11 protein-coding genes are annotated in these 12,416 nt (G+C 65.7%); 8 read left to right on the top strand and 3 right to left on the bottom strand.

Annotated features, from left to right (window positions below; all coding sequences use genetic code 11):
• Positions 1–184: 184 nt before the first annotated feature.
• Positions 185–1,708 (top strand): L,D-transpeptidase family protein, encoded by a 1,524-nt coding sequence (locus JJB99_RS03670; protein WP_246775137.1) that lies wholly within the window; start codon positions 185–187, stop codon positions 1,706–1,708.
• A gap of 204 nt (positions 1,709–1,912) precedes the next feature.
• Here JJB99_RS03670 and secA read toward each other — a convergent pair whose 3' ends face one another.
• Complete coding sequence (gene secA / locus JJB99_RS03665; RefSeq protein WP_200497446.1) at positions 1,913–4,753, bottom strand: preprotein translocase subunit SecA; 2,841 nt, start codon at positions 4,751–4,753, stop codon at positions 1,913–1,915.
• A 354-nt stretch (positions 4,754–5,107) separates the two neighbouring features.
• On the opposite strand from secA, the gene JJB99_RS03660 reads away from it, so the two are divergent.
• The 3 genes from JJB99_RS03660 (at position 5,108) to JJB99_RS03650 (ending at position 7,812) form a co-directional block, all read left to right on the top strand.
• A complete protein-coding gene (locus tag JJB99_RS03660) occupies positions 5,108–6,040 on the top strand; it encodes a peptidylprolyl isomerase (protein ID WP_200497445.1) in 933 nt (310 codons plus the stop codon).
• Positions 6,041–6,156: 116 nt separating this feature from the next.
• Complete coding sequence (gene argJ / locus JJB99_RS03655) at positions 6,157–7,398, top strand: bifunctional glutamate N-acetyltransferase/amino-acid acetyltransferase ArgJ (RefSeq protein WP_200500034.1); 1,242 nt, start codon at positions 6,157–6,159, stop codon at positions 7,396–7,398.
• Between the two features lie 3 nt (positions 7,399–7,401).
• On the top strand, positions 7,402–7,812 hold the full coding sequence (locus tag JJB99_RS03650) for a (deoxy)nucleoside triphosphate pyrophosphohydrolase (RefSeq protein ID WP_200497444.1): 411 nt from the start codon (positions 7,402–7,404) through the stop codon (positions 7,810–7,812).
• Positions 7,813–7,941: 129 nt separating this feature from the next.
• Here the strand turns inward: JJB99_RS03650 and JJB99_RS03645 are convergent, their stop codons facing one another.
• Positions 7,942–8,790: a methyltransferase domain-containing protein gene (locus tag JJB99_RS03645; protein ID WP_200497443.1), complete on the bottom strand. Its 849-nt coding sequence runs from the start codon at positions 8,788–8,790 to the stop codon at positions 7,942–7,944.
• 214 nt (positions 8,791–9,004) lie between these two features.
• On the opposite strand from JJB99_RS03645, the gene JJB99_RS03640 reads away from it, so the two are divergent.
• From JJB99_RS03640 to JJB99_RS03625, 4 genes are read left to right on the top strand one after another with little or no spacing between them, the layout of a single operon-like run.
• A complete protein-coding gene (locus JJB99_RS03640; protein ID WP_200497442.1) occupies positions 9,005–9,814 on the top strand; it encodes a ComF family protein in 810 nt (269 codons plus the stop codon).
• 35 nt (positions 9,815–9,849) lie between these two features.
• Positions 9,850–10,125, top strand: coding sequence for a glutaredoxin 3 (gene grxC, locus JJB99_RS03635; protein WP_200497441.1), 276 nt, complete (start codon positions 9,850–9,852; stop codon positions 10,123–10,125).
• Positions 10,122–11,012 (top strand): carbon-nitrogen hydrolase family protein, encoded by an 891-nt coding sequence (locus tag JJB99_RS03630; protein ID WP_200497440.1) that lies wholly within the window; start codon positions 10,122–10,124, stop codon positions 11,010–11,012. The genes grxC and JJB99_RS03630 overlap by 4 nt, the downstream gene beginning before the upstream one ends.
• The gene (locus JJB99_RS03625; protein WP_200497439.1) at positions 11,009–11,485 is read left to right on the top strand and encodes a DUF1178 family protein; all 477 of its coding nucleotides are present in this window, start codon (positions 11,009–11,011) and stop codon (positions 11,483–11,485) included. The genes JJB99_RS03630 and JJB99_RS03625 overlap by 4 nt, the downstream gene beginning before the upstream one ends.
• Here the strand turns inward: JJB99_RS03625 and JJB99_RS03620 are convergent.
• Positions 11,482–12,381, bottom strand: a complete 900-nt coding sequence (locus JJB99_RS03620; protein WP_200497438.1) for an EamA family transporter — start codon at positions 12,379–12,381, stop codon at positions 11,482–11,484. The genes JJB99_RS03625 and JJB99_RS03620 overlap by 4 nt on opposite strands.
• Positions 12,382–12,416: the final 35 nt, after the last annotated feature.

Genomic DNA, 12,416 nt, shown 5'->3' with positions numbered 1-12,416 from the left:
TAATCAATGGCTTCAGGGCATCAGCGCTGGGGCGTGATCTGAACGAGCCCGCCACGGCGGGTCGGTTGTCCGCTCGGATCATGCGCCAAACGAAGTGGGGTTCGCGCTCTCTGCCCGGCACGGTGTGGGGTCCATCTTGATTTCTCGTTCGCTTGCTCGCGCGCTCTTGGCTTCGGTTGCGCTGATGACGGCCGGCGTTCTGCTGACCGGCTGCGACACCGACCAGGTTTCGCTCGCGACCAATGCCAAGGCCAACCAGCCGGTGCCGCCAAAACTTCTCGCCGCGATGGCCGAGAAGGACATGGACCTGCAATCGCCGATCCTGGTGCGCCTGTTCAAGCAGGAGGCCGAGCTCGAAGTCTGGAAGCAGACCCGAAGCGGCCAGTTCGCGCTGCTCAAGACCTATCCGATCTGCCGCTGGTCGGGCGATCTCGGCCCCAAGGTGCGCGAAGGCGACCGCCAGGCGCCGGAAGGATTTTATTCGATCAATCCGAGCCAGATGAATCCGCAATCGGCCTATTATCTTTCCTTCAATACCGGATACCCGAACGCGTTCGACAAGGCGCTGGGCCGCACCGGCTCGCAACTGATGGTGCATGGCGACTGTTCTTCGCGCGGCTGTTACGCGATGACGGACGAGCAGATCGCGGAGATCTATTCGTTGGGGCGCGAATCCTTCTTCGGCGGCCAGAAGGCGTTCCAGCTGCAGGCCTATCCGTTCAAGATGACGCCGGTGAACATGGCCAAGCACCGGAACAATCCGAACATGCCGTTCTGGAAGATGATCAAGGAAGGCTATGATCATTTCGAGGTGACGCGGCAGGAGCCGAAGGTCGATTTCTGCGAGAAGAAATACGTGTTCGACGCGGCCAAGCCGGCCGATGCCAAGCGCGATCCCATATTCGATGCTTCCGCAAAATGCCCGGCCTATGTGATCCCCGAGGAGATCGCGAGCGCCGTGCGCGAGAAGCAGGCCAAGGACGAGGCCGAATACGCCAAGCTCGTCGCCAAGGGCACGCCGGTGGCGCGCATGAACACCGGCATCGACGGCGGCATGAACAAGATCTTTGCCGCCAAGATTCCGGAAGGCTCGACCGGCCTGTCCGAGAGCGCCGAAGGCACCACCTTGCAGATGCTGGCGATGGCGAAGGCGCCGGGCACGATCCCCGGCCACGTCAATCCGCCCAAGCCGAACCTCGATGCGGTGGCGTCCGCGCCCGCGCCGCAGGAAGAGCCGGTCGTTGCCGTAGCCGCGCCCGCGACCAACACGCGCGTCGCCGCGGCCGAAAAATCCGGCGGCGGCTTCTTCTCCAACCTCGGCCGCAAGATGGGCCTCGGCTCCGCCGACACGACGGCGACGACGACACCACCGCCGCAAGCCACTGCGTCCGTCGCCCCGGCCGCGACGTCCACGACGCCGACCACCGCAGCGTCAAGGCTGAAGGCTGCCGTGACCCGCTTCGTGCCGGGCCACGACAAGTCCAAGGAAGCGGTGAAGGATGCAGCAAAGGACGCGCCGAAGCCGGCGGTTGCCGCGGCCAAGCCCGCCGAGGCGCCGAAGCCGCAGCCCGACACGCGGCTCGCCCAGACGCGTCCGGCGCTGAAGCCGTCGGTGAGCGATGGGGCGGCCGACAGCACGCAGATGGCCGGCGCAGCACCCGTGGTGTCGTCGAACTCCTTTGAGAGCCGGTTCGGGGCGGTGAAGTAAAGCCGCCGCGCCTTTCTCACGTGAAACGCCCTCAGCCATCATCGCCGTGTCGTGCGCAACCGCGCATGAGGGCGGGCAATCCGGTATTCCAGCGAAAGTTGTGATTAAGCCGAGAAGCTGCGGCACACTGGGGCGCCGGTCGAGCCGAGCGACGACAGTGGAGAGCGAGGCGCTATCGTCGCGCCTCGCAAACGCATTCAGCCCTTACGCGTACCGCCCGTGGCAGTGCTTATACTTCTTGCCACTGCCGCACGGGCAATCCTCGTTGCGGCCGACCTTGCCCCAGCTCGCCGGGTTCTTCGGGTCGCGCAGCGCTGCGTCGGTGGCCTGCGGGGCGAGGGTGACGCTGGCGAGCGCCATTTCGTCTTCGCCGGTGTTCGGATCGAACTTGTGCGCTTCCATCGCGGGCAGCATCGGGGCTTCCTGCTCCGGCGGGACGATCTCGACGCGCATCAGCTGCGCCGTGACGGCCTCGCGCAAATGCGCGCTCATCTCCTGGAAGAGGTTGAAGGCCTCGGTCTTGTACTCCTGCAACGGATCGCGCTGGCCGTAACCGCGCAGGCCAATGACTTGGCGGAGGTGGTCGAGCATGATCAGATGCTCGCGCCAGAGATGGTCCAGCGTCTGCAGCAGAATGGTCTTCTCGACGTAACGCATCACGTCGGGACCCCATTGCGCGACCTTGGCCGCCATGTGCTCGTCGGCGCGGTTTTCGATGCGGGTGAGCAGCTCCTCGTCGGCGATACCCTCTTCCTTGGCCCAGTCGTCGACGGGAAGGTCGAGATCGAGCACACGCTTCAGCTCTTCCTTGAGCCCGGCTGTGTCCCACTGCTCGGCATAGGCATGCTCGGGCACGTGCTTGGTGACGAGGTCCTCGATGAAGGCGTGGCGCATGTCTGCGACGGTCTCGGCGACGCTCTCGTCCTTCATCAGCTCGACGCGCTGGTCGAAGATCACCTTGCGCTGGTCGTTCTGGACGTTGTCGAACTTGAGCAGGTTCTTGCGGATGTCGAAGTTGCGCGCCTCGACCTTCTGCTGCGCCTTCTCCAGCGCCTTGTTGATCCAGGGATGGATGATGGCCTCGCCCTCCTGCAGGCCGAGACGCTGCAGCATGCTGTCGAGACGATCCGAGCCGAAAATGCGCATCAGATCGTCTTCCAGCGACAGGAAGAACTTCGAGCGGCCGGGGTCGCCCTGACGGCCGGAGCGGCCGCGCAGCTGGTTGTCGATGCGGCGGGATTCGTGGCGCTCGGAGCCGATGATGTAGAGGCCGCCCGGCTTCTTCACGGTTTTGGCGGGCTTTGAACCCTTCGCCGGCTCGACCTCGACGGTCTCTTCCGCCTTCAGCACGATGTCGCGGAAGCGCTCGATGTCGGCCTTGATCTGCTCGATCTTCTTCGCCTTCTCTGCCTCGTCGGTGATGCCGGCGGTCTCCTGCTGGAGACGCATCTCGAGCGAGCCGCCGAGCTTGATGTCGGTGCCGCGGCCGGCCATGTTGGTCGCGATCGTGATCGCGCCGGGCACGCCCGCTTCCGCGACGATATAGGCTTCCTGCTCGTGGAAGCGCGCATTCAGCACCGCGAACAGTTTTGCCGGCTTGCCGGCGCGGGCGGCGGCGTAGAGCTTGTCGAGCGCGTGCTCCTTGCCGAAGTCGATCTGCTTGTAGCCGTTCGATTTGAGGAATTCGGCGAGCACTTCCGATTTTTCAATCGACGCCGTGCCGACCAGCACCGGCTGCAGCCGCGCGTTCGCCCGCTCGATCTCGGCGAGGATCGCCTGGTACTTTTCCTTCTGCGTCCTGTAGACCTCGTCGTCTTCGTCAAGACGCGCCACAGGCAGGTTGGTCGGGATCTCCACGACCTCGAGCTTGTAGATGTCGAACAGCTCGTCGGCTTCGGTCGCGGCCGTGCCGGTCATGCCGGCCAGCTTCTCATACATGCGGAAATAGTTCTGGAAGGTGATCGAGGCCAGCGTCTGGTTCTCGGGCTGGACCTGGACGTGCTCCTTGGCCTCCAGCGCCTGATGCAGGCCTTCGGAATAGCGCCGGCCCGGCATCATGCGTCCGGTGAACTCGTCGATGATGACGACCTCGTCGTCGCGGACGATGTAGTCCTTGTCGCGGGTGAACAGCGTGTGGGCGCGCAGCGCCTGGTTGATGTGGTGCACGACGGAGACGTTCTCGACGTCGTAGAGCGACTCGCCCTTGAGCTGGCCGGCGTCGCGCAGCAAGGTCTCGATCTTCTCCATGCCGGCTTCGGTCAGCGTCACGGTGCGCTGCTTCTCGTCGACGTCGTAGTCGGACTTGTCGAGCTTCGGCAGGAAACCATCGATGGTGTTGTAGAAATCAGAGCGGTCGTCGAGCGGGCCGGAGATGATCAGCGGCGTGCGCGCCTCGTCGATCAGGATGGAGTCGACTTCGTCGACGATGGCGTAGAAGTGCGGCCGCTGGACCATGTCGTCGAGCCGGTACTTCATGTTGTCGCGCAGATAGTCGAAGCCGTATTCGTTGTTGGTGCCGTAGGTAATGTCGCAGGCATAGGCCGCCTTGCGCTCGGAATCGTCGAGGCCGTGCACGATGACGCCGGTGGTCAGGCCGAGGAAGCCATAGATCTGGCCCATCCAGCCGGAGTCGCGGCGGGCGAGGTAGTCGTTGACGGTGACGACGTGAACGCCCTTGCCGGCGAGCGCGTTGAGGTAGACCGCGAGCGTCGCCACCAGCGTCTTGCCTTCGCCGGTCTTCATCTCGGCAATGTCGCCCTCGTGCAGCACCATGCCGCCGATCAGCTGGACGTCGAAATGGCGCTGGCCGAGCGTGCGCTTGGCGGCCTCGCGCACGGTGGCGAAGGCGGGCACCAGCAGGTCGTCGAGCGTCTTGCCCTCGGCGAGCTGTTTCTTGAATTCGGCGGTGCGGGCCTTGAGTTCCTCGTCCGAGAGCTTGATGAGCTCGGGCTCCAGCGCGTTGATCGCGTTGACGCGGGACTGATATCCCTTCACCCGCCTATCGTTGGAGGAGCCGAAAAATTTGCGGGCGAGCGCGCCGATCATGACCAGTTCCTGTGTTCGCGATTTAACCGCGTGGCAGCCGAAATGTTGTCACCCACCTGCCTATCAACTCACCGTGACGCTTTATGGCGCCAGAGCCCGGACTGCGGGGGGTCGTCCGCCATATGGGTGGGAATTGGGCAAGTCAGGGTTCAACGGCCAAAAACGCAGCAAAATAAACGCCATCGCCATGGACGCGACCGGGCAGAGATATGGCCGGCCCCTAGCCTTGTCAACGGCGGCCGCATTGCGGCCAATTCATCAAATTGACAGACTTTTCGCGTTGCAAAGCCCCCCTGAATTGGGCGAGTGTCCGCCCCGCTCGAGCAGCCCCCTGCTTCAACAAAAGGATTTTCCATGACCACCTCGTTCCCGGTAACCACCGGCCAGCGTTTCCGCCATGCCTCCGCCCTGGCTGGATGCCTCGCTCTGGCGCTGTCCCTGGCGCTTCCGGGCCCGTTGCGGGCCGCCGACGATCCGGTGCTGGCGAAGGTCAATGGCGCGGAGATCAAGAAGAGCGACGTCGCCATGGCCGAGGAGGAGCTCGGGCCGAGCCTCGCCCAGATGGACCCAGCGACCAAGGACGAGAATGTGCTGTCGTTCCTGATCGACATGAAGATCGTCAGCAAGGCTGCCGAGGACAAGAAGATCGGCGACAGCGAGGAGTTCAAGAAGCGCCTGGCGTTCGCCCGCAACCGCCTGCTGATGGACGGCCTGCTCGCCAACGAGGGCAAGGCCGCCACCACCCCCGACGCCATGAAGAAGGTCTATGAGGAGGCCTCCAAGCAGATCACCGGCGAGCAGGAGGTGCGTGCCCGCCACATCCTGGTGGAGACCGAGGACGAGGCCAAGGCGGTGAAGGCCGAGCTCGACAAGGGCGCCGACTTTGCCGAGCTCGCCAAGAAGAAGTCCAAGGATCCGGGCTCCGCCGACGGCGGCGATCTCGGCTTCTTCACCAAGGAGCAGATGGTGCCGGAATTCTCGGCGGTGGCCTTCGCGCTGGAGCCCGGCAAGATTTCCGACCCCGTGAAGTCGCAGTTCGGCTGGCACATCATCAAGGTCGAGGAAAAGCGCAATCGCAAGGCGCCGGAGTTCGAGCAGGTCAAGCCCCAGATCGAGAACTACGTCACCCGCAAGGCCCAGGCCGATTACGTCGCCAAGCTGCGCGCGGACGCCAAGGTCGAGCGGATGGACCAGGCCGACGCCTCCAAGGACGCCAAATCGGACGCGAAGCCGGCCGACGCGGCCAAGCCGTCCGACAGCAAGATGGCGCCGCCTGCAAAGAAGTAGGACCGCGAAGAAGTAAGAATTCGCTGTCACTTCTGGGACGCCAATAGTATCTAACGTCGCAATGGCCGGGCATCGCCCGGCCATCTGCATGTTCAGACCTCATCAAGGCGCCCATGATGTCCTCAGCCGTCTCTCCCCTCGCCCCGAAGAACGTTCCCGACATGCCCACCATTGCGGGCGTCCGCCTCGCGACGGCCGAGGCCGGTATCCGCTACAAGAACCGCACCGACGTCCTGCTGGCAATGATGGACAAGGGCACCGCGGTCGCCGGCGTCTTCACCAAATCGAAGTGCCCGTCAGCGCCGGTCGAATGGTGCCGCGCCAAGCTGAAGGGCGGCAAGGCGCGCGCGCTGGTCGTCAATTCCGGCAATGCCAATGCCTTCACCGGCAAGACCGGCCGCGCCTCCACCGCGTTGACCGCCAAGATCGCGGCCAAGGCGGTCGGCTGCAGCGAGAGCGAAATCTTCCTGGCCTCGACCGGCGTAATCGGCGAGCCCCTGGATGCGACCAAGTTCGACGGCGTGCTGGGGCGCCTCGCCGAGGCCGCCGAGCCCGGCGACTATCTCGCCGCCGCCAAGGCGATCATGACCACCGACACCTTCCCCAAGATCGCGACCGCGACGGTCAAGCTCGGCAAGGCCAAGGTCACCATCAACGGCATGGCCAAGGGCGCCGGCATGATCGCGCCCGACATGGCGACGATGCTGTCCTTCATCTTCACCGACGCGCCGATCGCGCCGGCCGCGCTGCAGGCGCTGCTCAAGGCCGGCGTCGAGGACACGTTCAACGCGGTGACGATCGACGGCGACACCTCGACCTCCGATACGCTGCTGGCGTTCGCCACCGGCGCTGCCGCCGCGCACGGCGCGCCGAAGATCAGCCGCGCCAGCGACCCGCGCCTGAAAGCGTTCGCCAAGGCGTTCAACCAGATCCTCGCCAACCTGTCCGAGCAGGTGGCCCGCGACGGCGAAGGCGCGCGCAAGCTGGTCGAGATCACGGTCGAGGGCGCCAAGACCAAGGCGTCCGCGCGCAAAATTGCGATGTCGATCGCCAACTCGCCGCTGGTCAAGACCGCGATCGCCGGCGAGGACGCCAATTGGGGCCGCGTGGTGATGGCGGTCGGCAAGGCCGGCGAGCCGGCCGACCGCGACAAGCTCTCGATCGCCTTCAACGGCATCCGCGTCGCCAAGAGCGGCGCGCGCGATCCTAATTACGACGAGGCGCAGGTGTCAGAGGCGATGAAGGCCCCGGAGATCGCGATCAAGGTCTCGCTCGGCCTCGGCAAGGGCCGCGACCGTGTGCTGACCTGCGATCTCACCAAGGAGTATGTCGCGATCAACGGCGATTACAGGTCGTAGGGCATGGCCGAGCTCAAGCTCACCCTTGTCGTGGCCTGTGCGCTTGTGGACGCCGACAAGCGCGTCCTGATCGCACAGCGCCCTGAGGGCAAGCCGCTGGCGGGCTTATGGGAATTTCCCGGCGGCAAGCTCGAGGCGGGCGAGCGGCCGGAACAGAGCCTGATCCGCGAGCTCCACGAGGAGCTCGGCATCACTGTTGCCGAGCCCTGCCTGGCCCCGCTCACTTTCGCGAGCTACGGCTACGAGACCTTTCATCTGTTGATGCCGCTGTACATCTGCCGGCGCTGGGAGGGCATGGTGGAGGCGCGCGAGGGCCAGAATCTGGCCTGGGTCCGCGCCAACAGACTGCGCGACTACCCGATGCCGCCGGCGGATATTCCGCTGATCCCGCATCTGATTGATTTGCTGATGTGAGATCAGTGTGCCCCGGACGCAGCGCAGCGCTCTTGCGGTGCGCTGCAGAGCCGGGGCCCTGCTTTCGGCAGGCTGGGTCCCGGCTCTACACAGCAGCGTAAGAACGCTGCTGCGCGTCCGGGACACACGTCACTTTCTCCCCGTCTTCTTCACCGCCTCCGCGAGACTCGCCTTCGCCGAACCCGGCTTCAACGGCTGCTGCTGGCTCGCATGCGGCGCCCAGCCTGAGAGCCAGATGATGTCGAACGTCGCGCGGATGCGGCCGTCGGCATCGGCAAAGCGATCGGCGTAGATTTCGGCCATGCGCAGCAGTGTCGCGCGACGGCTCGGCGCGCGGCGCCGCTCGAGCAGCATATTGGCCGCGCCCATGCGCCGGAGATCCTGCATCAGCGCGAACGCATTGGCATAGCGCACCACGACGCGGTCGACATCGGTCACCGGCAGCGCAAAGCCCGCCCGCTGCAACAGCGCGCCGATGTCACGCAGATCGGCAAATGGCGCCACGCGCGGCGATACGCCGCCTTCGCATTCGGCCTCCGCCGCGGCAAAGGCCTGCCGCAGCTCGGTCAGGCTGTCGCCGCCGATCATCGCGGCGAGCAGCAGCCCGTCCGGCTTCAGCGCCCGGCGGATTTGCGCCAGTACGCCCGGCAGGTCGTTGACGAATTGCAGTGCCAGCGCGGAGACGACGAGATCGAGGCTTTCCGGCGCGAAGGGCAATTTCTCCGAGCCTGCCGCATCGAGCGCGATCCGTTCGATGGACGGAAGCCGCGTGCGCAGCCCCGCGAGCCCTTCACCGGGTGTCCAGAGATCGGCCGGGGCGTGAAACGCGCGCATCACCGCGGCCAGCCGGTCGGACATGTCCTCGGCGACGCGATCAAGCAAAAAGGTCGCCGCGCCCTGCGCCCGCGCGCGGTGCTGCCGCGCAAGCAGCAAGGCACGATCGAACAAAGCGGGCGGGGTTTGCGGGGGCTGGGCCATGCCGCTGGTTACGCCGATCCAAGTCGGTCTGGCAATCGCTCTCGTGTCCCGGACGCGGTGCGGCACGCAGTGACGCTCCGCAGAGCCGGGACCCATGTCTCGGCGCACACAGGTTCTGGGCCCCGGCTCTGCAGCGCACCGCTACGCGCTGCGCAGCGTCCGGGGCACGAGAGCGTGGCTTGAGCCCCCGCAAACAGAGCGCTAGCCTCCTTCGATGGAAGCCGACGCCGCCCCCACCCGTTCCCTCTCCGCGCCGCTGCGGGCCGCATGGACGGCCGGCCGCCATGTGCTGGTGCGGGCGACACGGCTGGCGCTCGACATTGCGCTGCCGACGCTGTGCGTGTCCTGCCGCGAGCCGGTCGACGGCGAAGGCGTGTGCGCGGCCTGCTGGGCAAAGCTGTCGTTCATCGAGCGGCCCTATTGCCCGCGGCTCGGCATTCCCTTTGTCTATGATCCCGGCCCCGAGATGCTGTCGATGGAGGCGATCGCGAGCCCGCCGGCTTACCAGCGGGCGCGTGCAGCGGTGCGTTACGACGACATCGCGCGCACGCTGGTGCATGCGCTGAAATACCAGGACCGCACCGATCTGGCGCCGGCCATGGGCCGCTGGATGGCGCGCGCCGGCGGCGAGCTGCTCGCCGGCGCCGACATGCTGGTGCCGGTGCCCCTGCATTGGCGGCGGGCCTGGCGCCGCCGCTACAATCAGTCCGGCGCGCTGGCGCGCATCATCGAACGGCAGAGCGGGGTCAAGGTCCGCGGCGAGGTGCTGCGCCGGGTGCGCGCCACCGAGCAGCAGATCGGCCTGTCGCGGGCTCAGCGCGCTACCAATGTGCAGGGCGCATTCCAGGTATCCGCCGACCGTCAGGCGGAAATCCAGGGCCGCCGCATCATCCTGATCGACGACGTCCTGACCACGGGTGCGACGCTGGAGGCCTGTGCGCGGGCCCTGCTCCGCGCCAAGGCGGCCCAGGTCGACGTGCTGGTCTTTGCCCGGGTTGTCGAGAGCGGCCCCCGTCCCATATAATTCAATGAATTCATGAATTGAGAGCGCTGGACGAGATGACCGCTGCTGTCGAGATCTATACCAGGCCGGGATGCGGCTATTGTTCCGCCGCGCGGTCGCTGCTGACCCGCAAGAAGGCCAGCTTCACCGAGTTCGATATCGCCAAGAACCCGTCTTGGCGCCAGGAGATGTACGACCGCGCCGGCGCGGGCTCCACGTTCCCGCAGATCTGGATCGGCGGAACCCATGTCGGCGGCTGCGACGAACTTTACGCGCTGGATCGCGAGGGCAAGCTCGATGGCCTGCTCGAAAGCGTGAAGGCGGTGTCATGAGCCAGACTCAAGCTCAAGACAGGACCTTCACCGCCGCGATGGTGCAGATGCGCACCGGCCTGCTCCCGGGGCCGAGCCTCGAGCAGGCGACGAAACTGATCCGTGAGGCGGCGGCCAACGGCGCCGACTACGTGCAGACGCCCGAAGTCAGCAACATCATGCAGCTGAACCGCAAGGCGCTGTTCGAGCATCTGCAGAGCGAAGAGGATGACGCCTCGCTGAAGGCCTATCGCGCACTTGCCGCTGAGCTCGGAATTCACATCCATGTCGGCTCGCTGGCGCTGCGCTTCTCGCCGGAGAAGGCGGTCAACCGCTCGTTCCTGATCGGGCCCGAGGGCACCGTGCTCGCGAGCTACGACAAGATCCACATGTTCGACATCGAGCTGCCGGACGGCGAGAGCTATCGCGAATCCGCCAATTACCAGCCCGGCGAGACCGCCGTGATCTCCGACCTGCCCTGGGGCCGCGTCGGCCTCACGATCTGCTACGATGTGCGCTTCCCCGCGCTCTATCGCGCCCTGGCCGAGAGCGGCGCCTCTTTCATCACGGTGCCGTCGGCCTTCACCCGCAAGACCGGGGAAGCACATTGGCACGTGCTGCTGCGCGCACGCGCGATCGAGACCGGCTGCTTCATTTTTGCCGCCGCGCAGGCCGGCCTGCACGAGAACAAGCGCGAGACCTACGGTCATTCGCTGATCATCGATCCCTGGGGCGAGATCCTCGCCGAGGGCGATGTCGAGCCCGGCATCATCATGGCCAGAATCGATCCGACCAAGGTCGAGACCGCGCGCCGGGCGATCCCCTCGCTCCAGCACGGCCGCCGCTTCGGCGTCGCCGACCCGAAAGCGGGGCCGGATCACCTGCACCTCGTGCGGGGATCGGTATGATCCGCTACGCACTGCACTGCGACCGCGGCCACGATTTCGAAAGCTGGTTCCAGAGCTCGTCGGCCTATGATTCCCAGGTGAAGCGCAAGCTGGTGACCTGCCCGATCTGCGGCTCGGCCAAGGTCGACAAGGCGATCATGGCCCCGCGCATCGCAAGCAAGAAGGGTCGCGCGACGCCGCTGCCCGAGCCGGCCACGACCGCCGCGCCCGAAGCTGCGGCAGCCGGATCGACCTCGCTGATGATGGCGCAGGAGCGCGAGCTGCGCGCCAAGCTGAAAGAGCTGCGCGACCACATCGTCAAGAACGCCGACAATGTCGGCGAGCGTTTTGCCAACGAAGCGCGCGCGATGCATTACGGCGACAAGGAGCACCGCCCGATCTATGGCGAGGCTTCGCCCGACGAGGCGAAGTCGCTGATCGACGAAGGCATCGAGGTCTCGCCGCTGCCGACGCTGCCGGAAGACCGGAATTAAACTCCGACCAGCAGCGCGACACCGACCACAATCAGCACGATGCCAAAAATCTCGCGCGGCGCGATCGGCTGCTTGAACGAGTAATACGCCACGGCTTGCGCGAACAGCACCTCGACCAGCGCGAGCGTGCGGACATTGGCCGCGGCCGTCAGCGCGAAGGCCAGGAACCAGAATTGCGAGGCGAAGGCGCCCGTGAAGCCCGCCAGCATCGACGGCCGCCACATCGCGAGGATACCCTGCAGAACCTTTGGCGCGCGCCAGAGCAAATAAATCGTCAGCACCAGCGTCTGCACGAACAGGCCGAGCACCAGCGTGAACGAGGCCGAGGTCACGAAGGAGACGCCGGGGACGTTGATGATCGCACCGCGAAAACCAACCGCAGACAGCGCGAAGGCCGCTGCGGCGACGAGGCCGGTGATGGTCGGCTTCAGCTCGGCAAAACTCTTCTCGCCGCCGGGCCGCAGCGCGGTGATGACGACGCCGACCGTGGCAATCACGATCGCCAGCACTTTCAGCCAGGTCAGGTGATCGCCGAGGAAGACAAAGCCGAAGATCGCGGTCTGGATCGCCTCGGTCTTGAGGTAGGCCGTCGTCACCACGAACGAGCGGTCGTTCATCGCGAGCAGCATCAAGCCGGTCGCGACGATCTGGCTCAGCGCGCCCAGCAGCAGCCATGGCCAGAACACGGTCGGCGGCAAGCCGAGATGATCGCCGGTCGCCGCCAGCACAACGGCCAGAAACAGCAGCGAGAACGGGAAGCCGAATAGAAAGCGGATATTGGTCGCGCCCCATGTCCCCAGCGGCTTCGTCAACGACCGCTGCATCGCATTGCGCGCGACCTGGCCGAGCGCTGCAATGACGGTGAAGGGAATCCAGAGGCTGGCGATAGTGAACATGGGATGAAAACGGGCGGAGGGCTGAAGACGTCGGC

It is taken from the genome of Bradyrhizobium diazoefficiens, from assembly GCF_016616235.1.
GTDB classification, from domain to species: Bacteria; Pseudomonadota; Alphaproteobacteria; order Rhizobiales; family Xanthobacteraceae; genus Bradyrhizobium; species Bradyrhizobium diazoefficiens_H.
The sequence above is the reverse complement of the archived record's forward strand: the minus strand, read 5'-3'. Positions and strand labels throughout refer to the sequence as shown.

Bases quoted from the DNA above. Each gene is read 5' to 3' on its own strand.
- JJB99_RS03670 (WP_246775137.1), top strand. From the start codon at position 185: ATGACGGCCGGCGTTCTGCTGACCGGCTGCGACACCGACCAGGTTTCG.
- secA (WP_200497446.1), bottom strand. From the start codon at position 4,753: ATGATCGGCGCGCTCGCCCGCAAATTTTTCGGCTCCTCCAACGATAGG.
- JJB99_RS03660 (WP_200497445.1), top strand. From the start codon at position 5,108: ATGACCACCTCGTTCCCGGTAACCACCGGCCAGCGTTTCCGCCATGCC.
- argJ (WP_200500034.1), top strand. From the start codon at position 6,157: ATGTCCTCAGCCGTCTCTCCCCTCGCCCCGAAGAACGTTCCCGACATG.
- JJB99_RS03650 (WP_200497444.1), top strand. From the start codon at position 7,402: ATGGCCGAGCTCAAGCTCACCCTTGTCGTGGCCTGTGCGCTTGTGGAC.
- JJB99_RS03645 (WP_200497443.1), bottom strand. From the start codon at position 8,790: ATGGCCCAGCCCCCGCAAACCCCGCCCGCTTTGTTCGATCGTGCCTTG.
- JJB99_RS03640 (WP_200497442.1), top strand. From the start codon at position 9,005: ATGGAAGCCGACGCCGCCCCCACCCGTTCCCTCTCCGCGCCGCTGCGG.
- grxC (WP_200497441.1), top strand. From the start codon at position 9,850: ATGACCGCTGCTGTCGAGATCTATACCAGGCCGGGATGCGGCTATTGT.
- JJB99_RS03630 (WP_200497440.1), top strand. From the start codon at position 10,122: ATGAGCCAGACTCAAGCTCAAGACAGGACCTTCACCGCCGCGATGGTG.
- JJB99_RS03625 (WP_200497439.1), top strand. From the start codon at position 11,009: ATGATCCGCTACGCACTGCACTGCGACCGCGGCCACGATTTCGAAAGC.
- JJB99_RS03620 (WP_200497438.1), bottom strand. From the start codon at position 12,381: ATGTTCACTATCGCCAGCCTCTGGATTCCCTTCACCGTCATTGCAGCG.